The sequence below is a fragment of the Vibrio sp. M260121 genome (genome assembly GCF_036533715.1).
GTDB lineage: Bacteria > Pseudomonadota > Gammaproteobacteria > Enterobacterales > Vibrionaceae > Vibrio.
In genome coordinates this window covers 37,256-62,020 of the sequence record NZ_JATABF010000021.1, presented here as the reverse complement: position 1 = coordinate 62,020, position 24,765 = coordinate 37,256, and the positions used below count along the sequence as shown (strand labels likewise).

Genomic DNA, 24,765 nt, shown 5'->3' with positions numbered 1-24,765 from the left:
AAAAGGCTCAGCAATGAGCCTTTTTATTTATATGTCCCAAGGTACTTTCAACTTTGATGCCCTCACGCCCGACTTTATGTGGTATGCGCTAGAGAGCATCGGCATTCGAGCAGAATCGGGCTTTCTTGCTCTCAACAGCTATGAAAACCGCGTTTACCAGTTTACTGACGAAGAACGCCAGCGCTACGTGGTGAAGTTCTACCGTCCAGAACGCTGGAGCAATGAGCAGATTCAAGAAGAACACGACTTCACCCTTGAACTGATCGACAACGAAATCCCTGTCGCACCACCTGTACTTATCAACGGTGAAACACTGCATCATTATCAAGGTTATGGCTTTGCTTTGTTTGAAAGTGTCGGCGGTCGTCAATACGAAGTCGATAACTTAGATCAGCTCGAAGGTGTAGGTCGTTTCCTCGGCCGTATCCATAAAGTAGGTAGCCGACAAGCTTTCCAACATAGACCAACTATTGGCTTACAAGAATACCTCTATCAACCGAGAGAGATTCTGCAAAACGCCAACATGATTCCGATGCATTTGGAGAACAGCTTCTTCAATGATTTGGATATGCTAATCAAATCCATTGAAAGTCACTGGCAAGAAGGCTTCAACACGATTCGTCTGCATGGCGATTGCCATCCAGGTAACATCTTATGGCGTGATGGCCCAATGTTTGTCGATTTGGATGACTCACGTAATGGCCCTGCGGTCCAAGACTTATGGATGCTGCTCAACGGCGAACGCCAAGACAAACTGATGCAATTAGATATTGTTTTAGAAGGTTACCAAGAGTTTTGCGATTTTAACTCGGCAGAATTGAAACTAATCGAGCCTCTTCGCGGTCTACGAATGGTGCACTATATGGCATGGCTAGCAAAACGTTGGCATGACCCGGCATTTCCGCTCGCTTTTCCATGGTTCAATGAGCCAAAATACTGGGAAGGTCAGGTCCTTGCATTTAAAGAGCAGATTGCCAGCTTAGAAGAAGCACCACTGTCTTTAATGCCTCAATGGTAAGTCAGGCCGAACAATTCAAAATGGAGATTATTAAATGAAAAAACTGTTCGCACTGTTTTCTATGCTGATGCTAAGCCTGTCGGCACATGCAGCGCAATTCAAAGAAGGTGAGCACTACAAAGTATTGGATCTAGAGGCGTCGAAAAAGCCTGTCGTGACTGAGTTCTTCTCTTTCTACTGTCCACACTGTAATACGTTTGAACCAATCATCCAGCAACTTAAGAAGCAGCTACCTGAAGGCGCGAAGCTACAAAAGAACCACGTTTCTTTCATGGGCGGCAACATGGGCCCTTCAATGAGCAAGGCCTACGCGACTATGGTTGCACTTAAAGTTGAAGACAAGATGGTGCCAGTGATGTTTAACCGCATTCACAACATGCGTAAAGCACCCCGTGATGACGCAGAACTTCGTCAAATCTTCCTAGATGAAGGCGTAGACGCGAAGAAATTCGATGCAGCATTCAAAGGCTTTGCGGTTGATTCAATGGTTCGTCGTATGGACAAGCAATTTGAAAATAGCGGTCTAACTGGCGTTCCTGCTGTTATCGTCAACAACAAGTACCTAGTTCAAGCACAAGGTATTAAATCCACTGAGGAATACTTTGCCTTGGTTGATTACCTACTGACGCTTAAGTAACTCGAGTCGAACATCAAACGAAAGGGGAGCATCTTGCTCCCCTTTTTTAATTTTAACCTTTAGGTCTGGTTACTTATGGATATCTTGCAGTAACTGATCTTTCTCTTGCCACACATCACCCAGCCATTGTTGGAATTGGCGCTTGTATGGCTTGTCATTGAAGTAATCACCCAACACGCGTTCATCGACTGGTAAAACATTTACGCGCACGACAATCTTCGTCATACGTCCCATCATCATGTCTTTAAATGGCTTATTGGTGTTTTCTGGGTACGCTAAGGTCACATCAATGATGTTTTCAAACTGATCGCCCATAGCCGCTAATGTGTAAGCAATGCCACCTGATTTTGGCTGCAGCAAATGTTGATAACCCGCACGACTCTTGCGTTGCTTTTCCTCGGTGAAACGAGTGCCTTCAACGTAATTTACTACCGTAGTTGGCGTGTGTTTGAACTTTGCACAAGAACGGCGCGTAGTTTGCAAATCCTGACCGCGCTTGTGTGGGTTGCGAATCAAATACTCTCGAGAATAGCGACGCATAAATGGCATATCCAGCGCCCAGCAAGCCATACCAATAAAAGGCACATACAATAATTGCTGTTTTAAGAAAAATTTTGGCATTGGAATGCGATCTTTAAATACACAACACAGTACAACAATATCAGTCCAACTAAGATGGTTACTGATCAGCAGATACCAACCGTCCTTCTTGAGATTTTCGCCACCTTGAATATCCCACTCAACGCGGTTGAACAAGGCAAGAATACCAGCGTTGACCGTGGCCCAAACCCACATCATTTTGTTGGCAGCCTCGGTACCTTTCGCTTTGAGCTTAGCTGTTGGAAGCAACAACTTAAAAATTGCGATGATACAAATTGCGATGGAACAAACCGCAGAGTTTATAATCACAAAGGAAGCGTTAAAAATGAGTAACAAATAGGTCAGCATGGGAATCAATCAGTAACTATATCGCGTGAATAATAAAACAGCGTGTAATTATACGAATCCGTTGACACATTGGAATATTTGTAAGAATGGTCAGATTTGTTTCACTGTAAAACTAGACCAACGCTCAACTCGAATTACCACTTTCATTCGACAAACAAGGAGAAAGCGAATGAATCCAAGGCTAACCATACTGCCTTTGGCTTTTATCGTCAGTTCAGCACAAGCTCAACTTGAAGAAACCGCAGGTTTTAGCGGTGAAATTTCGTTAAACGCAGGCTTCTTCTCATCAGAGTCCAACTTCAACACAGATAGCGACAGTACCATTCCATCACTAAATCAACGTGCCGAAAGTGATGAATCTTTTATCGTTGCGCCCCTAGGCAGCGCAGCATATACCTTTGGCAACAAGCTCAATCACCAAGTGTATGCCGGTACCACGCGCTCCGATATCGCGATCGGTACCCTCGCCTTCCAGCTCGGTTATAAGTACCAACTCGCTTCGGGCACTGTACTCGACTTTTCCTATCTACCGACCATCCTGAAAGGAGAAACATGGCAAGACCCATACCTAACTGGGCAATCGAGAAAAACCACCGATGAAGGCGGCAATGCGTTTCGTCTCCAAATCAACCGCTTCTTAGACAACAACTTTAATCTTGATTTGGCTTACGCAGATAAAGACGTAGAGAAAGATACCGTGACAGATCCATCACTACTGCGTGATGCAAAGATCTACCACATCAAAGGTGACTACCGTATTCCACTGAGCCGCACGTCAATGCTGCAGCCAGCATTTACCTACATCCACCATGATGCGGATGGCGATGCTGAATCCTATAACTCGTATGGGCTCGACCTTAGCTGGTTCAAGTTTATCCAGCGACACCGCATCGTACTCACAGCAGGCTATGCCGCTAAAGACTTTGACGCAGCTAGCACAACATTTGGCAAAACTCGCAATGATGGCACTCTGAGTTTTTTCACCGCATACGAGTACAAGAATGTCTTTGACTGGCAAAACTGGTCATTCATCTCTCTGGCAGGCTACGGGAACAACGATTCCAACATCACATTCTACGATGAAAAAGAATACCTGCTGTCTGTCGGTTTGAACTACGCCTTCTAGACACGTTAATCGCAGTGAGCAAAACCGCTCACTGCTATTTCTGGATTCCTTATACCGCTTGAGCCGTCAACTGCTTGAGCAACCTATCCATTGCTCGATAACCCAAAGCTTCTGCTAGGTGCGTTCGCTCAATTTGCGGTGAACCCTCCAGATCGGCAATAGTACGCGCAACTTTAATGATGCGGTGATAAGCACGAATCGACAATCCAAGACGATGCAGCGCATTTTCCAAAAACTCCGCATCACTTTTTTGCAGCGGGCAGAAGGCTTCAATTTCACGACTGCCCAATAATGCATTCACCTTACCACTACGAGCCAGCATACAGTCACGTGCTTGATTCACCCGCTCTTTGACGATAGCCGTTGGTTCCCCTCTATCGCCGCCTTCAGAGAGGGTTCCTTTCGGCAATGCAGGAATTTCTAATGACATATCAAAGCGATCAAGAAGTGGGCCTGATAATCGGCCAAGGTAACGCAGGATGGCTTGCGGATTCGTTCTAGCTTGGTTGCCTTCGTAATACCCTGTCGGACTCGGGTTAAGCGCCCCTACAATTTGGAACCGAGCAGGAAAACGCGTCTTACCTTGCGCCCGAGAGATAATAATTTCACCAGACTCCAATGGCTCACGTAAAGAGTCGAGCACCTTACGATCAAACTCCGGCATCTCGTCCAAAAACAATAACCCGTTGTGAGCTAAAGATATTTCGCCCGGTCTCGGCACAGATCCACCACCAACTAAAGCCGCCATGGAGCTGGAATGATGCGGGGCACGAAACGGCCGCGTCTTCCAGTTGTGTTCATTGATTTCACTTTGAGTCAGTGACGCCACAGAAGCCGTTTCCATCGCCTCTTCATCACTCATCTCAGGTAACAAATCGCATAATCGAGAGGCCAACATGGTTTTGCCAGTGCCTGGAGGGCCAAGAAAAAGCAGGTTGTGATTGCCAGCAGCCGCAATTTCTAAAGCGCGCTTTCCTTGCTGCTGACCAATGATATCCTGCAAGTCACGACCGTGTGCTTTGAGCTCTTTTTTCTTGGGCGTTTGATACAAGTTCAGTTGATGTTGGCCACACAGCTCAGCACAAACTTCCAATAGTGATTGGGCAGATTTGTGCTGCTCTTTGCCGACAAGTGCCGCCTGATCGCCATTAGCATGAGGCACCACTAAATGGCGCTGTTTTTTGTTCGCAGCCAACGCAGCGGGCAACACACCTTTTACAGCTCTTAGTCCGCCAGAAAGAGCTAATTCACCGACAAATTCGTGGTTTTTGAGCTTATCTGTCGCGATTTGTTCTGAAGCTGCCAAAATCCCTAATGCAATCGGTAGATCGAAGCGTCCACCTTCTTTGGGCAGATCCGCAGGTGCCAAATTTACCGTAATTCGCTTGGCAGGGAATTGAAAGTTGGAATTAACGATCGCACTGCGGACGCGATCTTTGGATTCTTTTACTGTGGTTTCCGGTAGACCCACTAGCGTAAAGCCCGGCATCCCATTACTGATATGGACTTCCACACTTACCGATGGCGCTTGCACACCCACACTTGCTCGACTATGAATGATTGCCAGCCCCATAATTTCCTCAAATTTTTGTACGTTATATAACCAGATATTTTCTATATGGATATGTTATATAGCCTGTCCAGATTGGTACTTAATGTGAAAAAAGAATGACTTTTTGCTTGTCATGCAGCAGATTTGTGTGTTACCACTAGTGACGCAAACATTTTCGTAGAACATTACACAACACTTATTAACGAAAACAGAACGACAGACAGATGAACTTATTCGCTCACATCAACTCACTGCTAGCCCTGATTATCGTGGTCATTATTGGCACCGCGCGGGGGATTGTGGGCGAAAGATAGCCACAAATTACAAAAAACCCCCGCACTGAGAAGTCCGGGGGTTTTTTTACAACTACAAGTTGTCATCTGTCTAACCCTTAGACAGCTTAACGGGAAGAATGGGAGTGCACATGAAGTGCAAAACACATGGCGATAGCTACGAGCCACAACGTAGCAAAGGAGGTTTACGATGACCGGTGCAGAACTAGTCGTAGCCGCTTTAAGACAGCAAGGCATCGAGACGGTGTTTGGGTATCCTGGTGGAGCCATCATGCCAATCTACGATGCGTTGTATGACGGAGGTGTAGAACACATCTTATGCCGTCATGAGCAAGGGGCTGCAATGGCCGCCATCGGGATGGCCCGCGCGACGCAAGACGTTGCGGTTTGTATGGCCACTTCCGGCCCAGGTGCCACCAACCTTGTTACTGGCCTTGCCGATGCCTTCCTCGATTCCGTTCCTCTAGTGGCCATTACAGGTCAGGTTGCTAGCTCTCATATCGGTACCGACGCGTTCCAAGAAATGGATGTGATCGGAATGTCTCTAGCCTGTACCAAACACAGTTATCTAGTGACTGAAATTGAAGACCTTGCCCCAACGCTTGCCGAAGCGTTCGAAGTGGCCAAAACAGGTCGACCTGGTCCGGTGATTGTTGATATCGCCAAAGACGTTCAGCTTGCTCAAGCACCGACAGAACTTCTGCCTCCTTTTGTTCCACCAGCTGCACCTTTAGTCACTGATGCTGATATCCAGCGCGCTCAAGAAGTACTCGCCGCTTCAACTCGCCCAGTTTTATACGTCGGCGGTGGCGTGCAAATTGCCAAAGCGACAGACTCAGTACGCGAGTTCCTACGTTTAAACCCAATGCCAGCGGTAAGCACGCTAAAAGGTTTGGGCACTATTGAACGTCACGACCCGCACTACCTAGGTATGTTGGGCATGCACGGCACCAAAGCTGCAAACCTTGTGGTTCAAGAATGTGACCTTTTGATTGTAGTTGGGGCTCGTTTTGATGACCGCGTGACTGGTAAGCTCGACACGTTTGCGCCAAACGCGAAAGTCATTCATATCGACATCGATGCGGCTGAAATTCATAAGCTACGCCACGCCAATGCACCACTTCGTGGTGAGATCAGCAAGATTCTTCCTCAACTAGAGCTAACTCAAGATATCACTCCTTGGGTACATCACAGTGAAAGCCTACGTAGCGGATTCAAATGGCGTTACGACCACCCGGGCGAATTGATCTACGCACCGCTATTACTTAAGCAACTGTCTGACATGATGCCGGATAGCTCAATTGTCTCGACTGACGTCGGCCAGCATCAGATGTGGGCAGCACAACATATCCAACCACGCGATCCACAAAACTTCATCACTTCTGCTGGCCTTGGCACTATGGGCTTTGGCCTACCAGCGGCCATGGGCGCTGCAGTCGCACGTCCTGATGATCAGTCTATCCTTATTACAGGTGACGGTTCATTTATGATGAACGTGCAGGAATTGGGCACGCTGAAGCGTCGTCAGATTCCAGTAAAGATTGTCCTTCTTAACAACCAACGTCTTGGCATGGTTCGCCAATGGCAGTCGCTGTTCTTTGACGGCCGCCACAGCGAAACCATTCTTGATGACAACCCAGACTTCGTGATGCTTGCCAAAGCGTTCGATATCCCGGGCAAAACCATCACCAAGAAAGAAGAAGTCGAACCGGCTCTCAAAGAGATGCTAGAAAGTAAGACTTCTTACATGCTTCACGTTTTAATCGACGAAGAAGAGAACGTGTGGCCACTTGTACCACCTGGTGCATCAAACAGTGATATGTTGGAAAACACTTAGGAGACAATCGCATGGACAGATATTTACTCGACATCAAAGCCGACGATAAACCGGTATTGTTGGAGCGCGTTCTTCGTGTGATTCGTCACCGAGGCTTTGTGATCAAACAAGTCGCTGCTACCCAAAACCACGAAAGCAAAGTAGCCAGCGTAGAGATCATCGTCGACAGTGATCGACCTATCTCGTTTTTGGTCAATCAAATTGAGAAGTTGTGGGACATTCGCACCGTTGAGGTACTTAAGATCCGCAACGATGAACTCCCAAATCACAACTTACAACAACACGTGAGTGCATAAGGAAGGCAATAAATGGCAACGAAAACTGCAGATTTCATTTGGTTTAATGGCGAGATGGTTCCGTGGGCAGAGGCGAACGTTCACGTTCTGACTCACGCAATGCACTACGGCACCTCTGTATTTGAAGGCTTACGCTGCTACAACACGCCAAAAGGACCAATTGTCTTCCGTCACCGTGAGCATGCACAACGTTTAAAAGATTCTGCCAAGATTTACCGCTTCCCGATTCCATACACAGTGGAAGAAATCATGGAAGCAACACGCGAAACCCTTCGCCAGAACAAACTCGACAGCGCTTACATTCGTCCATTAGGTTTTGTCGGTAATGTTGGCTTGGGTGTGTGCCCACCAGTTGGTACTGAGATGGACCTTATCATTGCCGCATTCCCTTGGGGCTCTTACCTAGGTGAAGAAGCGCTAGAAGCTGGCGTTGATGCCATGATCTCTAGCTGGAATCGAGCAGCGCCTAACACCATCCCAACTGCAGCTAAAGCGGGCGGTAACTACCTATCTTCGCTACTAGTCGGTGGTGAAGCTCGTCGTCACGGCTATGACGAAGGTATCGCACTGAGCGTAGACGGTTATCTATCGGAAGGTGCCGGTGAAAACATCTTTGTTATCAAAGACGGCGTGATTACCACACCACCAGCAACCAGTGCGATTCTGCCGGGCATTACTCGTGATTCAATCATGACCATCGCACGCGATAAAGGTTATGAAGTGCGCGAAGCGAACATTGCGCGTGAAGCACTTTACCTTGCCGATGAAGTCTTTATGACAGGTACGGCAGCCGAAGTTGTGCCAGTAGCAACCATCGACAAAATTGAAGTGGGCACCGGTAAACGCGGCCCAATCACTAAAGAACTACAAGCGGCCTACTTTGGCCTATTTAACGGCACCACGGAAGATAAGTGGGGCTGGTTAGACTATGTGTACCCAGAACAGAAGTAAGAAGGATTAGGAAATGCCAAAATACAGATCAGCTACCACCACACATGGTCGTAACATGGCGGGTGCTCGCGCACTGTGGCGTGCAACAGGCGTAAAAGATGAAGACTTCGGTAAGCCAATCATCGCTGTCGTAAACTCGTTTACTCAATTTGTTCCGGGTCACGTACACCTAAAAGACATGGGTCAGCTTGTAGCACGTGAAATCGAAAAAGCCGGCGGCATCGCTAAAGAATTCAATACCATCGCGGTTGATGATGGTATCGCAATGGGTCACGGCGGCATGCTGTACTCACTACCTTCACGTGAATTGATCGCAGACTCTGTGGAGTACATGGTCAACGCACACTGTGCTGATGCGATGGTGTGTATCTCTAACTGTGACAAAATCACTCCGGGAATGTTGATGGCATCTATGCGTCTTAACATCCCTGTTATCTTTGTCTCTGGTGGTCCAATGGAAGCGGGTAAAACCAAGCTTTCTGATCAGATCATCAAGCTAGACCTTGTTGATGCAATGATCCAAGGCGCGGATCCAAAAGTGTCTGATGAGCAAAGTGAGCAGATCGAACGCAGCGCATGTCCAACGTGTGGATCGTGTTCAGGCATGTTCACTGCAAACTCAATGAACTGTCTAACGGAAGCACTAGGGCTTTCTCAGCCGGGTAACGGTTCTATGCTGGCAACACACGCCGACCGTGAACAACTATTCCTTAATGCAGGCCGTCGCATCGTTGAACTGACTCGTCGTTACTACGAGCAAGATGACGAATCAGCACTGCCACGCAACATCGCTACATTTGATGCGTTCGAAAACGCGATGGCACTGGATATTGCAATGGGAGGTTCAACCAACACCATTTTGCACCTGTTAGCTGCAGCGCAAGAAGGCGAAGTGGATTTCGATATGGAAGATATCGATCGCCTATCTCGCCAAGTACCACACCTATGTAAAGTGGCACCATCTACCCAGAAATATCACATGGAAGATGTACACCGCGCTGGTGGCGTAATGGCGATTCTTGGTGAGTTAGACCGTGCAGGTCTACTGCATAACCAAGCTCGCACCGTACTTGGCCTTTCAATGAAAGAGCAGCTGGCAAAATACGACATCATCCAGACCGAAGATGAAGAGGTATTAAAGTTCTTCCGCGCAGGTCCTGCTGGTATCCGTACCACTCAGGCATTCTCTCAGGATTGTCGTTGGGATCGCCTTGATGACGACCGCGCAGAAGGTTGTATTCGAACTAAAGAAAATGCCTTTAGCCAAGAAGGTGGCCTAGCGGTTCTATCAGGCAACATCGCACTTGATGGCTGTATCGTTAAGACAGCAGGCGTTGATGAGAGTATTCACAAGTTCACAGGCCCGGCCGTAGTATTTGAAAGCCAAGAAGACGCCGTAGATGGCATCCTGGGTGGCAAAGTCAAAGCAGGCGATGTGGTTGTTATCCGTTACGAGGGCCCTAAAGGTGGTCCGGGCATGCAAGAAATGCTTTACCCAACCACTTACCTAAAATCGATGGGGCTTGGTAAAGAGTGTGCACTTCTGACTGACGGCCGTTTCTCTGGTGGTACATCTGGCCTGTCTATCGGTCACGCCTCTCCTGAAGCAGCAAACGGTGGTGCCATTGGTTTGGTTAAACAAGGCGATATGATCGCGATTGATATTCCAAACCGTTCAATTTCACTCCAAGTGTCTGAACAAGAACTTGCTGAGCGCCGTGCAAAACAAGACGAATTAGGCTGGAAACCGGTAGACCGCCAACGTGAAGTTTCATTTGCACTCAAAGCGTACGCAAGTATGGCGACCAGTGCTGACAAAGGTGCAGTACGAGACAAATCTAAGCTAGAGGGCTAGCTTATGACTCTGACATCACAAACTGGCGCAGACTATCTGCGCCAAATTCTCCGCGCTCCAGTTTACGAAGTGGCAACGGTAACACCACTGCAAGAGATGCCTCGCCTTGCTGCGCGCATTGGTAACAATGTGCAAATCAAGCGCGAAGATCGCCAGCCCGTGCACTCGTTCAAATTACGCGGTGCATACAACATGGTGGCAAGCCTGTCTGAAGCCCAAAAAGCTGCAGGTGTGATTGCCGCCTCTGCGGGTAACCACGCTCAAGGTATGGCGCTTTCTGGCACTAAGCTGGGCATTAAAACCACCATCGTGATGCCAAAAACTACGCCAGACATCAAAGTTGATGCGGTACGTGGTTTCGGTGGCAACGTGGTGCTGCACGGTAGTAACTTTGATGAGGCAAAAGCCGAGGCTGAGCGTCTATCCGAGTTAAACGGGTACACCTTTGTCCCTCCCTTCGATCACCCACTGGTGATTGCAGGTCAAGGCACAATCGGCATGGAAATGCTGCAGCAAAATGGTCACCTTGATTACATCTTCGTTCCTGTCGGCGGCGGCGGTTTGGCTGCCGGTGTTGCGGTGCTTGTGAAGCAGTTAATGCCAGAAATCAAAGTAATCGCAGTTGAGCCAGAAGATTCGTCATGTCTCAAAGCCGCTTTGGATGCTGGTGAGCCAGTGGTACTAGACCAAGTCAGCATGTTTGCCGATGGTGTCGCAGTAAAACGCATTGGCGAAGAGACGTTTCGTCTGTGCCAAAAGTACATTGATGGCCATATCGCAGTCTCTAGCGATGAAATCTGCGCAGCAGTAAAAGACATCTTTGAAGACACTCGCGCCATTGCTGAGCCTTCGGGCGCACTTGCTCTGGCAGGTTTGAAGAAGTTTGCTGAGCAAAACAAACTGCAAGGTAAGAATCTAGGTACTGTACTGTCTGGGGCTAATACCAACTTCCATGGTCTGCGTTATGTTTCTGAGCGCTGTGAGCTTGGTGAGAAACGTGAAGGTTTGCTTGCCGTCACCATTCCTGAGCGTCAAGGTGCATTCTTTGAGTTCTGTAACTTGATTGGCGGCCGTGCCGTAACGGAGTTTAACTACCGCTACAACGATGATGCACTGGCAAATATCTTTGTCGGTGTGCGTTTGCAAGGCGGTCAGGAAGAACTAGAAAACATCATTCATGATTTACGTGATGGTGGCTACCCTGTGGTTGACCTGTCTGATGACGAAATGGCGAAACTGCACGTGCGCTACATGATAGGTGGCAAGCCGTCTAAGCCGCTTAAAGAACGCCTCTACAGCTTTGAATTCCCGGAGTACCCAGGAGCACTGCTTAAGTTCTTAAGTACACTCGGCACCCATTGGAATATCAGCTTGTTCAACTACCGTAACCACGGCGCTGACTACGGACGCGTTTTATGTGGTTTCGAGTTAGATGAAAGCGATTTAGCCCAGTTTTCTGCGCATTTGCGCGAACTTGGTTATCAATGCAAAGACGAAACAGACAACCCGTCTTACAAGTTCTTCTTGTCCTAGAACCAACAAAGCCACTTTCCTTGAAAGTGGCTTTTTGCTAGTACTGCAGCCAATCCTGATGCAGTTTATTTGGTGTACCTAAGTAATCCACCATCCATTGAATCAACTTGTGATTATCGTCTTTACGCCATACCAAGCAGCATTGGCTCAATGGCTTATCATCCTGCAGAACTTTTTCCACCAACACGCCTTCATGAATAAGCGGCATCGCAATATGGCGTGGCATGTAACCCACTCCGACCCCATTTTTTAGACATTCAATTGCGCTGTACCAGTTAGGCAGTAATAAGCGTCGCTGTTTGGGATAGTGCCCTGTGTGACGTTTTGGCAGCACGTTAGAAGTATCATCAAGACAGATCGCCGGAAATTGACTGACAAACTCTTCAGTTAGAATTTGCTGACGAACACAAGGATGAGCAGGAGACATCACAAATGCCCAATCCAACACACCCATGTCTTTGACTTCAAAGTCACCTCCCACTGGAATCGCGGATGTCGCTCCAACCACAATATCAGCACGCCCTTGAGCGATGGCTTCCCATGAACCGTTAAACACTTCCATGTTGATTTGTAGCTCTGCAAATTCGAACTCACGATAGAAGTCTTCAACCAAAGGCTTAAGCTTGTCGAGCTTCACTACATTATCAAGAGTCAGCTTGAGGGTCGATTGCCAACCATGCGCGGCGCGGCGAGTTTGCGCTTTCACTTCTGCCATTTGTCTGAGCAGTAAACGCGCCTCTTCGATAAACAACTCACCGGCCGGCGTTAACTCCACTTTTCTCGGTAATCGACGAAACAGAACCACATCTAACTCCTGCTCCACTTGACGCACTCCGTAGCTGATCGCTGAAGGGACTTTATGCAGTACTTCTGCAGCCGCTGTAAAACTGCCTAATCGAGCAACGGTATCGAGCATTTCCAGAGAAGATTTGGAGAACATGATTTCTACCTTTCAAAAAATTTGATTGATAACCAACAATTTTAGCGTTTTATTTTCTCAAAATCGAAAAATAGAATGGCGAGGTAAATAAATCAGGGTTGGCGCCAACTGATACTGAACAAAAAATGATTAAATAATTTGATTGGTTGAATCATGAAAATCTCAAAACTACAACTCGTTTACCTTGCAGCCCTGTCTATGCTCGGCTTCATTGCCACCGATATGTACTTACCTGCCTTCAAAGCGATGGAAGTCGACTTTGCTACAGGCCCTGAACAGATCGCACTTTCACTGACTGTCTTTCTTGTTGGTATGGCTTTTGGTCAATTGATGTGGGGCTTGGCTTCAGACAAATTCGGTCATCGCAACACGTTAGCAGCTGGTTTGGCGCTGTTCACTGTCGCCTCATTTGGTCTCGCATTCAGTGAGCAAGTTTGGCAACTACTCGCGCTACGCTTCGTTCAAGCGATTGGTGTTTGTGCTCCTGCGGTAATCTGGCAAGCGATGGTGATCAAGCGTCACTCTGGCCAGAGCCAGCAGATCTTTGCCACTATCATGCCGCTTGTAGCACTGTCTCCTGCACTAGCACCTCAATTAGGTGTACTGCTGGCTAACAGCTTTGGCTGGCACAGTATTTTTGTTGCATTGACACTGATGGGCGTACTGCTTGTCGTTGCGACAATGGCGCAAAAAAATGAAAAAGTAGAAGTGAAACAAACTAGCATGTCTTCAGACATCAAATCACTACTAAGTTCTAAAACTTACCTAGGTAATGTGTTTATGTTTGCTACAGCGTCTGCGGCTTTCTTTGCTTACCTAACGGGTATGCCAGAAATCATGTCTCAACTTGGCTATGAAGCAAAGGACATTGGTTTGAGCTTTATTCCACAAACTATCGCCTTCATGGTTGGTGGTTACTTAGGTAAGGTTGGCGTTCGCAAATACGGTGACGAGAAGATTCTGCGTCAGTTGATTGGTTTGTTTAGTGTTGCAGCACTGCTTATCTTCGCTGCATCACAGTGGCAACTGACCTCTATCTGGCCAATCCTAGCGCCATTCTGTTTGATTGCGGTGGCAAATGGTGCTCTTTACCCAATCGTAGTAAACCGTGCATTAGCGAGTGCAAAGCAAAGTCCAGCAACCGCAGCTGGTCTACAGAACAGCCTACAAATTACCGTAAGCAGCCTATCAAGCGCACTGGTTGCGGCGATGGCAAGCCAAGCTCAGATGGTAACGGGTGTAGCAATTGTGATTTGTATGGGCGGTCTGTGGATAGGTTATATCCTGTCTAACCGCGAATTGTCTCAGCACTTCACGACTCCGGACAACGCTCGCGTAGTGAGTGAAGACGAGCTCTAATTCTTCGTCAAGCTCAACCCCACTACATAATATAGAAGAGCCGCTTAATGCGGCTCTTTGTCTTTTATAGGCGAAAGAATAAGGCAAAGCCTTACATACTCTTTAAGCCCCATTTCTCGGCGGTTTGCTTAAAGAAGCCTTGAGTTTTCTTCAACTCAACCCAGTGGTTAATATAGTTAATCCAGACTTGGTCGTCTTGAGGCAACAGCATCGCAATAGGCGTTGGCTTGCGAGGCTCTTTAACTGGGACAATCGCTAACTGTTTAAATTTCTCCACCAGCGTTGCCGCTTCAACGTTGGACGTCACGGAGACATCGGCACGACGAGCCAGAAGCTCTTGGAAATCACGCGCCGGCGCTTCAATCACAATGTGCTGTGCAGATGGGAAGAAGTCTTTGACCATCTTTTCTTGCACAGTGCCAAGCGTAGCCGCCACTTTTACATCAGGCTTGTCAAAGTCTGCCCAATCTGAGAATTTCGCTAAGTCTTTCTTTTGCACCACAGGCACAAACGCAAGGTAGAAATACGGTTGGCTATAACCTGCTACTTTTGCACGTGACATGTTCAATGACGCACTACCGGTAATATCGTATTTGTTGGCAGTAATGCCATTGACTAGCGTTTTCCAATCGGTCGCAACATATTCCACCTTAACGCCAAGATCTTTGGCAAGCTCGGTGGTGACATCGATATCAAAACCACGATAACTATTGGTAGCGGGATCTTTCATTGTCATCGGATTCCAATCCCCTGTCGTTCCGACACGCAAAACGCCCTTATCCAACACCTCTTGTAAACGGCTGTTAGCATGAGCGACTTGGGTCATCGCAAGTAAACACATTCCTAGCGCAAGCAACGTTTTTTTCATTTCAATTCCCTTAAAAGAATGATGATGGGAGATATTCCCTTTAATTATTAACTATTAATGCAACTTCATTGATAACATAGCAGTAACAAAGGAAGTTTTTTAGTCAGTTCAGGGAGTAAATGTGAACTATAGACATCTATGGCTGATTTCGTTGCTGCTTCTCACTGGTTGCTCCGATTATCAATGGGGTTGGTATGTTCTTGACCCATCAACCGAGCAAGGCCTGACAAACATAAAGTTTCTGGTCGCAGGCTTTAATGACACGATCCAAGTGTCGCTACTCAGTATGCTGTTTGCGATGACCATCGGATTGATCGTTGCCCTTCCCGCTCTGTCAGACTCTCCAGCACTTAAGTGGATCAACCGTGTTTACGTGGAAGTGATCCGCTCTATTCCAGTTTTGGTATTGATGCTGTGGGTGTATTACGGCATGCCGACACTGCTTGATGTTTCCCTGAATCATTTTTGGGCAGGTGTGACCGCATTAACCATTGCCGAAAGTGCCTTTATGGCGGAAGTGTTTAGAGGAGGAATCCAAGCCATCAGTCGCGGACAACATGAAGCAGCAGAGTCGCTTGGGCTAAACTACTGGCAAAAAATGCGATTGGTGATTCTTCCCCAAGCATTTCGCCAAATCTTACCGCCACTGGGTAATCAATTCGTTTATATCCTCAAGATGAGTTCGTTGGTCAGCGTGATTGGTTTAAGTGACTTAACGAGACGAGCCAATGAATTGGTGGTGAATGAGTACTTACCACTAGAGATCTATACGTTTCTCGTCTTAGAGTATTTGGTGCTGATTCTTTTGGTCTCCCAAGCAGTGCGTTGGCTAGAGAAGCGCATCGCGATACCAAGTCACTAAACTGTCCTTTCACACCACTAGACACAACAAAGCCGCTCATGATGAGCGGCTTTGGTTTATTTCGGTTAAAGAAAGCAGCGAAGGCTTACTTTTGTTTCACTGGGCGTTGCCAACCAGTGATTTTGCGCTCTTTCACGCGAGTGATCACAAGCTCACCTTCCGCAACATCTTTGGTCAATGTCGTGCCGGCACCAATCGTTGCGCCATCAGCAATCGTCACTGGCGCGACAAGCTGGCTATCTGAACCAACAAAAACGTCGTTACCGATAACGGTCTTGAACTTGTTCGCACCGTCGTAGTTACAAGTGATAGTACCTGCACCAATGTTAGTACGTTGACCGATCTCTGCATCACCCAGGTAAGTCAGGTGGTTTGCTTTAGAGCCTTCACCGATACGCGCGTTTTTCACTTCAACGAAGTTACCCACGTGAGAGTTGTTACGCATCTCTGCGCCAGGACGCAGGCGTGTGAATGGACCAACTGTACATTCTTCACCAACAGTTGCCCCTTCAATTACACTGTATGGACGCACAACTGTGTTATCGTCGATTTCACAGTCTTTCAGTACACAGCCAGCGCCGATGACAACGTTATCGCCCAGTGATACTTTGCCTTCGATGACCACGTTTGCATCGATTTCGCAATCCATACCACATTGCAGCTCACCGCGTAGGTCGAAACGTGCTGGGTCACGCAACATTACGCCTTGCTCTAGTAGCTTTTGCGCTTGCATTGATTGGAATGCACGCTCAAGACGAGCCAATTGAGCACGATCGTTAACGCCTTCCACTTCAATCGCATTTACTGGGTGCACTGCCTCAACCGCGCGACCTTCATCGTGCGCTGCCGCGATAACGTCTGTTAGGTAGTATTCGCCTTGTGCGTTTTCGTTGTTTAGACCAGCAAGCCAGCGTTTCAGGTCACCACCTGTCGCCACCAGCACACCAGTATTACATTCTTTGATGAGCTTCTGCTCTTCTGTCGCGTCTTTTTGCTCAACGATCGCCACTACAGGACCGTTTTTACGAATGATACGACCATAGCCCATTGGGTTATCTAGCATTACTGTGAGTAGTGCAATACCGCCTGTTGGCTGTGCATCTAATAGGTTTTCAATTGTTTCAGCTGAAATCAGTGGAACATCACCGTAAAGCACCAGTACTTTTTCATCGTCTTCAAACTTTGGAGACGCTTGATCAACCGCGTGGCCAGTACCTAATTGTTCCGCTTGCAGTACCCAGTTAACTGGCTCTTCAGCAAGCGTCTGCTGCATTTGATCACCACCGTGACCATATACTAGGTGGATGTTTTGTGCGCCAAGACCTGTACATGTATCGATAACATGTTTTGCCATTGGCTTCCCTGCCAAAGTGTGCAGCACTTTAGGCATGTTTGAATACATACGGGTACCTTTACCCGCAGCAAGGATCACAGCACTGAATTTCATTAATAACCTATTGACGTTCTATTTTAATTGGGCGTTATTTTAAACACCTTGGAAGGATTAGTTAATGGTGGGATGTAAATTTCCAACTAAAATTAATCAAAAAGGCGACCAATTGGCCGCCTTTTTTCATGCAACGTTGCTAATTGAGCTTAGCGACGCTTTTTGGTCAGCTCGATAACTCGTAGCTGAGCAATGGCTTTAGCCAGTTCACTGGCCGCTTGTGCGAAGTCCATGTCACCATGCTGATTCTGGATTTGCTCCTCAGCGCGGCGCTTGGCTTCTTCTGCCTTCGCTGCGTCTAGATCTTCACCACGAATCGCTGTATCAGCCAGTACTGTAGCAGTACCAGGCTGAACCTCGACCATACCACCAGAGACATAAATGAACTCTTCGTGGCCGTGCTGTTTCACAATACGCACCATACCAGGCTTAATAGCGGACAGCAGCGGAGTATGGCCGTGGAAAATACCCAGCTCACCTTCGCTACCGGTCACCTGAAACGTTTCTACGCGACCAGAGAAAATACGTTTCTCAGCGCTTACTACGTCTAGGTGAAAGGTTATTGGTGCCATATCGCCTCCTAGTTAGCCTTATAGCTTCTTCGCATTCTCGATAGCATCGTCAATCGTACCGCAGTACATGAACGCTTGCTCTGGAATGTCATCGTATTCACCAGCTAGTAGACCTTTGAAGCCACGTAGTGTCTCTTTAAGAGGTACGTAAACGCCTGGGTCACCTGTAAATACTTCCGCTACGTGGTAAGGCTGAGTTAGGAAACGCTCAATCTTACGTGCACGAGATACAACTTGCTTATCTTCTTCAGATAGCTCGTCCATACCTAGAATCGCGATGATATCTTTCAGCTCTTTGTAGCGCTGAAGTGTCTGCTGAACGCCACGAGCTGTGTCGTAGTGATCTTGACCAACTACTAGTGGGTCTAGCTGACGAGAAGTCGAATCTAGTGGGTCGATCGCTGGGTATAGACCCATTGCTGCGATGTTACGGTTAAGTACAACCGTTGCATCCAAGTGCGCGAACGTTGTTGCTGGAGACGGGTCAGTCAAGTCATCCGCAGGTACGTATACCGCCTGTACAGACGTGATAGAACCTTGCTTAGTTGACGTGATACGCTCCTGTAGTACACCCATCTCTTCTGCAAGAGTTGGCTGGTAACCTACCGCAGAAGGCATACGACCTAGAAGTGCTGATACCTCAGTACCTGCAAGTGTGTAACGGTAGATGTTATCAACAAACAGAAGTACGTCACGACCTTCGTCACGGAAACGTTCTGCCATTGTTAGACCAGTCAGTGCAACACGTAGACGGTTGCCTGGTGGCTCGTTCATCTGACCGTAAACCATCGCTACTTTAGATTCTTCAGGATTCTCAACGTTTACAACGCCCGCTTCCTGCATCTCGTAGTAGAAATCGTTACCTTCACGAGTACGTTCACCAACACCAGCAAATACTGATAGACCTGAGTGTTGAAGTGCGATGTTGTTGATAAGTTCCATCATGTTAACGGTCTTACCTACACCTGCACCACCGAATAGACCGATTTTACCACCCTTAGCGAATGGACAAACCAAGTCGATTACTTTAACACCAGTTTCTAGAAGTGCTGTTTCGTTTGATTGCTCTTCGTAGCTTGGTGCTTCACGGTGGATAGAGTAAACCTCTTCTGCACCGATCTCACCACGCTCATCAATCGCGTCACCTAGGACGTTCATGATACGACCTAGAGTTTTAGTACCTACTGGTACTGAAATTGGAGCGCCAGTGTTAACCACTTCAACGCCACGACGTAAACCATCAGAGCTACCCATTACGATACAACGAACTACGCCACCGCCTAGCTGTTGTTGAACTTCAAGAACAAGACGCTCTTTTGAGTCCGTAACGTTTAGAGCGTCATATACACTTGGTACTTCGCTCTGTGGGAACTCTACGTCGACTACCGCACCGATGATCTGTACGATCTTACCTGTAGCCATCGTTAATCCTCTAAACTATTTCGTTTTACCTAAGCTTAAACCGCAGATGCACCACCAACGATTTCTGATAGTTCTTGTGTGATCGCAGCCTGACGGGCTTTGTTGTACACAAGTTCTAAATCTTCAATCAAGTTGGTTGCGTTATCCGTTGCAGCCTTCATCGCAATCATTCGAGCCGCTTGCTCACAAGCAAGGTTCTCTACTACACCTTGGTATACCTGAGACTCTACGTAACGCACTAGAAGTGTGTCCAATAGAGGTTTTGGCTCAGGCTCATAGATGTAGTCCCATGAGTGCTCACGCTGCATCTCTTCGCTGTCCGATTTAGGCAAAGGTAGCAATTGATCGATCGTTGGTTGCTGAACCATAGTGTTCACAAATTTGTTGAACACTACGTATAGACGGTCCAGTTCACCTTCATCGTATTTCTTAAGCATTACGCCAACAGAACCGATTAGGTCTTCTAGGCTTGGGTTATCACCCAGACCAGAAACCTGTGCCGCAACTTTTGCGCCACCATTTCTAAAGAAAGCTGTTGCTTTTGAGCCAATTACAGCTAGCTCAACTTCAGCACCTTTCTCTTTCCATGATTGCATGTCTGTAACGGCTTTCTTGAACACGTTAATGTTCAAACCACCACACAGACCACGGTCTGTCGAAACGATGATGTAACCAACACGTTTAGCTTCACGCTCTTCTAGGTACGGATGACGGTACTCTAGGTTTGCGTTAGCCACATGACCGATCACTTTACGCATTGTTTCAGCATATGGACGAGAAGCTTCCATTGCGTCTTGAGAACGACGCATTTTTGAAGCTGCTACCATTTCCATCGCTTTCGTAATCTTCTGCGTGCTTTTAACACTACCGATTTTATTACGTATCTCTTTTGCGCCGGCCATCGTTACTCTCCGTTAGTTGGTGGCAGAAACTGCCACCGACCTAATTACCAAGTTTGGGTTGCTACGAAGTCGTCAGTCAGTTTCTTCAACTGAGCTTCAACTTCATCGTTGTAAGCACCCGTCTTGTCGATCTCAGCTGCAAATTCAGCGTATTGACCGCGAGCGTACGATAGTAGAGCCGCTTCGAAATCTAGCAGTTTGTTTAGTTCAACATCTGCTAAATAGCCGCGCTCTGCCGCGAAGATTACTAGTGCTTGGTCAAATACAGACATTGGAGCGTACTGCTTCTGCTTCATTAGTTCTGTAACTTTTTGACCGTGGTCTAGCTGTTTCTTCGTCGCTTCATCAAGGTCAGACGAGAACTGTGCAAATGCCGCTAGTTCACGGTACTGAGCTAGTGCAGTACGGATACCGCCAGATAGCTTCTTGATGATTTTCGTCTGAGCTGAACCACCTACACGAGATACTGAGATACCTGGGTCAACGGCTGGGCGTACACCCGCGTTGAATAGCTCAGTTTGTAGGAAGATCTGACCATCGGTAATCGAGATTACGTTAGTCGGTACGAATGCTGAAACGTCACCTGCTTGAGTTTCGATGATAGGAAGAGCAGTCAAAGAACCAGTCTTACCTTTCACTTCACCGTTAGTGAAACGCTCTACGTACTCTTCGTTTACACGAGCTGCACGCTCTAGTAGACGCGAGTGTAAGTAGAATACGTCACCTGGGAATGCCTCACGGCCTGGTGGACGTTTTAGTAGTAGAGAGATCTGACGGTAAGCTACCGCTTGCTTAGATAGATCATCGTAAACAATCAGTGCGTCTTCACCGCGATCGCGGAAGTATTCACCCATCGCACAACCTGCGTATGGCGCTAGGTATTGTAGCGCTGCAGATTCAGAAGCAGATGCAACAACAACGATAGTGTTAGCTAGCGCGCCGTGCTCTTCTAGTTTGCGAACTACGTTAGCGATAGTCGATGCTTTCTGACCGATTGCTACGTAGATTGAGAAAATACCAGAGTCTTTCTGGTTGATAATCGCATCGATCGCCATTGCTGTTTTACCAGTTTGACGGTCACCGATTACAAGCTCACGCTGACCACGACCGATTGGGATCATTGAGTCAACTGATTTGTAACCAGTTTGCACAGGTTGGTCTACCGATTTACGGTCGATTACACCTGGTGCGATTACTTCTACAGGCGAAGTCAATTTAGCTTCGATTGGACCTTTACCATCGATAGGCTCACCTAGTGTGTTCACTACGCGACCTAGAAGTTCTGGACCAACTGGCACTTCAAGAATGCGGCCAGTACCTGTAACTTTCATGCCTTCCTTAAGGTCAGCATATGGGCCCATTACTACCGCACCAACCGAGTCACGCTCAAGGTTAAGTGCTAGTGCATAACGGCCACCCGGTAATTCAATCATTTCACCTTGCATCACGTCCGCTAGGCCGTGGATGCGGATGATACCATCGCTTACCGATACGATAGTACCCTCGTTGCGAGCTTCACTAACAACTTCGAAAGATTCGATACGTTGTTTGATCAGATCGCTAATTTCCGTGGAATTAAGTTGCATGCTCCAATCCCCATTAAGACTGCAATGCATCGCTCAGGCGGTTCAAACGACCACGCGCTGAGTCATCGATGACTAGGTCTCCGGCTCGAATAATAACCCCACCAAGTAGGGTCTCATCTACACTGCAATTCAGCTTCACTTTGCGTTCTAGACGCACTTCAAGTTTGCTGCCAATGTTTGCAAGTTGTTCATCAGAAAGTTCGCTTGCTGAAATCACTTCAACATCAATTTCTTTCTCATGCTCTTTCTTCAATAGGAAGAATTGTTCACAAACATCAGGAAGGGCCGTTAGACGACCATTCTCAGCCATTACCTTAATCAGGTTTTGGCCGTGCGTATCAACTTGTTCGCCGCAAACTGCAACAAAAATCTCTGCCATTTTGTCAGCAGAAACCGAACCCGTTAGAAGTTCGCTCATTTGCTCGTTTTTAGCGACTTCAGCAGCAAAAGACAACATTTGGCCCCATTGGTCCAACTGGTCTTTGTCTACAGCAAAGTCGAAGGCTGCTTTAGCATAGGGGCGTGCGATTGTAGTCAAATCAGACATATGCGCCCCCAGACTTAAAGTTTTGCAGTAATGTTGTCGAGAATATCTTTCTGAGCGTCTTTATCGATAGAACGCTCAAGGATTTTCTCAGCACCAGCTACAGCCAGAGTAGCAACTTGTTTGCGCAGCTCATCGCGTGCACGATTGCGTTCAGCTTCAAGTTCTGCTTCTGCTTGCGCTAGGATTTTCTGGCGTTCTGCCTGAGCTTCCTCGCGAGCTTCGTCAATAATTTGAGACTTACGCTTGTTCGCTTGATCGATGATCTCAGTTGCTGTGCGCTTCGCTTCTTTCAACTGATCAGAAGCGTTGGCTTGTGCTAGATCCAAGTCTTTTGCAGCACGTTCCGCTGCTTGAAGACCATCAGCAATTTTCTTCTGACGCTCTTCGATCGCTTGCATCAACGGTGGCCATACATACTTCATGCAGAACCACACAAATAGTGCGAACGAGATTGCTTGACCTAGCAGAGTTGCGTTTATGTTCACAACAGCTACCCCTCTATTTGGACTTAGTGTTAATCAGTGACAAGCCTGAGCTCGTCCCGAGTTAAAGGTGATTAACCTAGTTGACCAACGAATGGGTTTGCGAATGTGAATAGTAGCGCGATTACGATACCGATCATTGGAACCGCATCAAGTAGACCTGCGATGATGAACATCTTAACTTGTAGCATAGGAGCCATTTCTGGTTGACGTGCTGCACCTTCTAGGAATTTACCACCTAGTAGTGCGAAACCAATCGCTGTACCAAGAGAAGCAAGACCGACGATAATACCTACGGCGATTGCAGAAAAGCTCAGTAAAGTTTCCATTACTATCTCCAATTTATAGTTGTTGGCTTATGTGCCCAAATAAAAAGCTTAAAAAATTAATGATCAGAATCTTCGTGTGCCATTGACAGGTAAACAATTGTCAACATCATAAATACGAAGGCTTGAATCGTAATAACCAAGATATGGAAGATTGCCCACGGTAGTGAACCCATCCATTGCAAGTACCATGGTAGCATTGCCGCACAAAGAATGAATACAACCTCACCCGCGAACATGTTACCGAATAGACGCATACCAAGTGATAGAGGCTTCGCTAGTAGCGATACCACTTCAATCAGTAGGTTAAACGGAATCATCAGTGGGTGATTGAATGGATGTAGTGCAAGTTCTTTTGCGAATCCACCTAGACCTTTCACTTTGATGCTGTAGTAGATCATCAATGCGAAAACGCCTAGAGCCATAGCCATGGTGATATTCACATCAGCAGACGGTACAACCTTAAGATAAGGAATACCTAGCCAATGCTCTGCTGGGTACGGTAAGAAGTCGATCGGAACTAAGTCCATCACGTTCATCAAAAATACCCAACAAAAGATAGTCAGTGCTAAAGGCGCGATCAGTGGGTTGCGTCCATGGAACGTGTCTTTGACGTTTTCCGCGACAAATTCAACGATCATTTCTACAGCACACTGAAGCTTACCCGGTACACCCGCTGTTGTTCTCTTTGCTACTTTGTAAAAAATTCCGAGGAAGATTAAACCAGTAAACCAAGAAAAAAACAGGCTATCGATATGTACGTTCCAGAAACTTGCTTCATCCGCTACCAAGCCTAACTTAGCTAAAGATAGGTTTGATAAGTGGTGGGCAATGTAACCGGACGATGTTAGCGCTTCACCTGGCGCAGCCATAACTCATCCTATTTTTTGTTGTTAATGAATAGCACTGGTGCACAGATATTAATACCTAGTACCAGCAAATAGGTTAGTTTGAGGGGAACAAGTTCCACCTGCATATACATGTAGGCTACGTAGAACAACACAACCGTGATGAGGATTTTCAGAACTTCACCTGTGTAGAAGGACGCCGCGATGCGCTTGGCAGCACGAGCCCCACTAAACATAAAAGCACATAGCGCAAAGACAGCATTGGCAACAACAAAAATGCCCCCACCAACCAGCGCTGAAATTCCCCATTCAGGATTCACGGCCATCGCCATTCCTGCAGCCACAAAAATAACCGCGCCAGACTGGATCATTAACAATTGCTTTGCGAGCTCTCGTCCTGGTCTAGCTAACGCAGCTACCATGTATTCGTACCTCTAGTAATATCCACTTTGCACTAAACTCTCTGTGCAGGGAAATTGGCGAAAATTATACGGTGAGAACAATTGAATGCAATTATATTGCATCAAAAACTTACAGTTTTGTTTACAATCCGACAAC

24 protein-coding genes are annotated in these 24,765 nt (G+C 47.2%); 10 read left to right on the top strand and 14 right to left on the bottom strand.

The genetic code is table 11. The features are described 5' to 3' along the window. Positions 1 to 31 precede the first annotated feature (31 nt). The gene (locus QTO06_RS13220; protein WP_045371983.1) at positions 32 to 1,018 is read left to right on the top strand and encodes a serine/threonine protein kinase; all 987 of its coding nucleotides are present in this window, start codon (positions 32 to 34) and stop codon (positions 1,016 to 1,018) included. Positions 1,019 to 1,052: 34 nt separating this feature from the next. Next, the gene (locus QTO06_RS13215; RefSeq protein WP_005429765.1) at positions 1,053 to 1,655 is read left to right on the top strand and encodes a thiol:disulfide interchange protein DsbA/DsbL; all 603 of its coding nucleotides are present in this window, start codon (positions 1,053 to 1,055) and stop codon (positions 1,653 to 1,655) included. Positions 1,656 to 1,724: 69 nt separating this feature from the next. Here QTO06_RS13215 and QTO06_RS13210 read toward each other — a convergent pair whose 3' ends face one another. Further along, the gene (locus QTO06_RS13210) at positions 1,725 to 2,603 is read right to left on the bottom strand and encodes an acyltransferase (RefSeq protein WP_005429796.1); all 879 of its coding nucleotides are present in this window, start codon (positions 2,601 to 2,603) and stop codon (positions 1,725 to 1,727) included. Between the two features lie 169 nt (positions 2,604 to 2,772). On the opposite strand from QTO06_RS13210, the gene QTO06_RS13205 reads away from it, so the two are divergent. Beyond that, positions 2,773 to 3,729 carry a DUF2860 domain-containing protein gene (locus tag QTO06_RS13205; protein ID WP_331408412.1) on the top strand — a complete coding sequence of 319 codons (957 nt, stop codon included), beginning with the start codon at positions 2,773 to 2,775 and terminating at the stop codon, positions 3,727 to 3,729. Positions 3,730 to 3,778: 49 nt separating this feature from the next. Here the strand turns inward: QTO06_RS13205 and QTO06_RS13200 are convergent, their stop codons facing one another. Then, a complete protein-coding gene (locus QTO06_RS13200) occupies positions 3,779 to 5,302 on the bottom strand; it encodes a YifB family Mg chelatase-like AAA ATPase (RefSeq protein WP_331408411.1) in 1,524 nt (507 codons plus the stop codon). A 462-nt stretch (positions 5,303 to 5,764) separates the two neighbouring features. Between QTO06_RS13200 and ilvG the strand changes: the two genes are divergently transcribed. Genes ilvG through ilvA form a run of 5 tightly spaced genes read left to right on the top strand, consistent with a single transcriptional unit; the run spans position 5,765 to position 12,046 of the window. Then, complete coding sequence (ilvG, locus tag QTO06_RS13195) at positions 5,765 to 7,411, top strand: acetolactate synthase 2 catalytic subunit (RefSeq protein ID WP_005440785.1); 1,647 nt, start codon at positions 5,765 to 5,767, stop codon at positions 7,409 to 7,411. A gap of 11 nt (positions 7,412 to 7,422) precedes the next feature. Beyond that, positions 7,423 to 7,707, top strand: a complete 285-nt coding sequence (gene ilvM, locus QTO06_RS13190) for an acetolactate synthase 2 small subunit (protein WP_005440786.1) — start codon at positions 7,423 to 7,425, stop codon at positions 7,705 to 7,707. Between the two features lie 12 nt (positions 7,708 to 7,719). Next, positions 7,720 to 8,658, top strand: a complete 939-nt coding sequence (gene ilvE / locus QTO06_RS13185) for a branched-chain-amino-acid transaminase (protein WP_331408410.1) — start codon at positions 7,720 to 7,722, stop codon at positions 8,656 to 8,658. Positions 8,659 to 8,671: 13 nt separating this feature from the next. Next, the gene (ilvD, locus tag QTO06_RS13180; RefSeq protein ID WP_331408409.1) at positions 8,672 to 10,513 is read left to right on the top strand and encodes a dihydroxy-acid dehydratase; all 1,842 of its coding nucleotides are present in this window, start codon (positions 8,672 to 8,674) and stop codon (positions 10,511 to 10,513) included. Between the two features lie 3 nt (positions 10,514 to 10,516). Continuing rightward, on the top strand, positions 10,517 to 12,046 hold the full coding sequence (gene ilvA / locus QTO06_RS13175) for a threonine ammonia-lyase, biosynthetic (RefSeq protein WP_331408408.1): 1,530 nt from the start codon (positions 10,517 to 10,519) through the stop codon (positions 12,044 to 12,046). A gap of 37 nt (positions 12,047 to 12,083) precedes the next feature. Here ilvA and punR read toward each other — a convergent pair whose 3' ends face one another. Beyond that, the gene (gene punR, locus QTO06_RS13170) at positions 12,084 to 12,986 is read right to left on the bottom strand and encodes a DNA-binding transcriptional activator PunR (RefSeq protein ID WP_331408407.1); all 903 of its coding nucleotides are present in this window, start codon (positions 12,984 to 12,986) and stop codon (positions 12,084 to 12,086) included. A 153-nt stretch (positions 12,987 to 13,139) separates the two neighbouring features. Between punR and punC the strand changes: the two genes are divergently transcribed. Next, positions 13,140 to 14,345: a purine nucleoside transporter PunC gene (gene punC, locus QTO06_RS13165; protein ID WP_331408406.1), complete on the top strand. Its 1,206-nt coding sequence runs from the start codon at positions 13,140 to 13,142 to the stop codon at positions 14,343 to 14,345. 91 nt (positions 14,346 to 14,436) lie between these two features. Here the strand turns inward: punC and QTO06_RS13160 are convergent, their stop codons facing one another. Then, complete coding sequence (locus QTO06_RS13160) at positions 14,437 to 15,213, bottom strand: transporter substrate-binding domain-containing protein (protein ID WP_005429773.1); 777 nt, start codon at positions 15,211 to 15,213, stop codon at positions 14,437 to 14,439. A 121-nt stretch (positions 15,214 to 15,334) separates the two neighbouring features. Here QTO06_RS13160 and QTO06_RS13155 point away from each other — a divergent pair, with 121 nt between their 5' ends. Then, positions 15,335 to 16,075 carry an amino acid ABC transporter permease gene (locus tag QTO06_RS13155; RefSeq protein WP_331408405.1) on the top strand — a complete coding sequence of 247 codons (741 nt, stop codon included), beginning with the start codon at positions 15,335 to 15,337 and terminating at the stop codon, positions 16,073 to 16,075. An 85-nt stretch (positions 16,076 to 16,160) separates the two neighbouring features. Here the strand turns inward: QTO06_RS13155 and glmU are convergent, their stop codons facing one another. The 10 genes from glmU to QTO06_RS13105 form a co-directional block, all read right to left on the bottom strand. Next, positions 16,161 to 17,522: a bifunctional UDP-N-acetylglucosamine diphosphorylase/glucosamine-1-phosphate N-acetyltransferase GlmU gene (gene glmU / locus QTO06_RS13150; RefSeq protein ID WP_331408403.1), complete on the bottom strand. Its 1,362-nt coding sequence runs from the start codon at positions 17,520 to 17,522 to the stop codon at positions 16,161 to 16,163. Between the two features lie 149 nt (positions 17,523 to 17,671). Continuing rightward, positions 17,672 to 18,094 carry a F0F1 ATP synthase subunit epsilon gene (locus QTO06_RS13145; protein WP_005429758.1) on the bottom strand — a complete coding sequence of 141 codons (423 nt, stop codon included), beginning with the start codon at positions 18,092 to 18,094 and terminating at the stop codon, positions 17,672 to 17,674. Positions 18,095 to 18,112: 18 nt separating this feature from the next. Beyond that, positions 18,113 to 19,516 (bottom strand): F0F1 ATP synthase subunit beta, encoded by a 1,404-nt coding sequence (gene atpD / locus QTO06_RS13140; RefSeq protein WP_005532839.1) that lies wholly within the window; start codon positions 19,514 to 19,516, stop codon positions 18,113 to 18,115. Between the two features lie 35 nt (positions 19,517 to 19,551). Beyond that, on the bottom strand, positions 19,552 to 20,418 hold the full coding sequence (gene atpG, locus QTO06_RS13135) for a F0F1 ATP synthase subunit gamma (RefSeq protein WP_005429827.1): 867 nt from the start codon (positions 20,416 to 20,418) through the stop codon (positions 19,552 to 19,554). Between the two features lie 44 nt (positions 20,419 to 20,462). Continuing rightward, positions 20,463 to 22,004, bottom strand: coding sequence for a F0F1 ATP synthase subunit alpha (atpA, locus tag QTO06_RS13130; RefSeq protein WP_005429813.1), 1,542 nt, complete (start codon positions 22,002 to 22,004; stop codon positions 20,463 to 20,465). A gap of 13 nt (positions 22,005 to 22,017) precedes the next feature. Continuing rightward, on the bottom strand, positions 22,018 to 22,551 hold the full coding sequence (gene atpH, locus QTO06_RS13125; protein ID WP_005429777.1) for a F0F1 ATP synthase subunit delta: 534 nt from the start codon (positions 22,549 to 22,551) through the stop codon (positions 22,018 to 22,020). A 14-nt stretch (positions 22,552 to 22,565) separates the two neighbouring features. Then, positions 22,566 to 23,036 carry a F0F1 ATP synthase subunit B gene (atpF, locus tag QTO06_RS13120; protein ID WP_005429802.1) on the bottom strand — a complete coding sequence of 157 codons (471 nt, stop codon included), beginning with the start codon at positions 23,034 to 23,036 and terminating at the stop codon, positions 22,566 to 22,568. 71 nt (positions 23,037 to 23,107) lie between these two features. Further along, on the bottom strand, positions 23,108 to 23,362 hold the full coding sequence (gene atpE / locus QTO06_RS13115; RefSeq protein ID WP_002540812.1) for a F0F1 ATP synthase subunit C: 255 nt from the start codon (positions 23,360 to 23,362) through the stop codon (positions 23,108 to 23,110). 56 nt (positions 23,363 to 23,418) lie between these two features. Further along, the gene (gene atpB, locus QTO06_RS13110; protein ID WP_005429781.1) at positions 23,419 to 24,231 is read right to left on the bottom strand and encodes a F0F1 ATP synthase subunit A; all 813 of its coding nucleotides are present in this window, start codon (positions 24,229 to 24,231) and stop codon (positions 23,419 to 23,421) included. A gap of 8 nt (positions 24,232 to 24,239) precedes the next feature. After that, positions 24,240 to 24,629: a F0F1 ATP synthase subunit I gene (locus tag QTO06_RS13105; RefSeq protein WP_005532841.1), complete on the bottom strand. Its 390-nt coding sequence runs from the start codon at positions 24,627 to 24,629 to the stop codon at positions 24,240 to 24,242. Positions 24,630 to 24,765 lie beyond the last annotated feature (136 nt).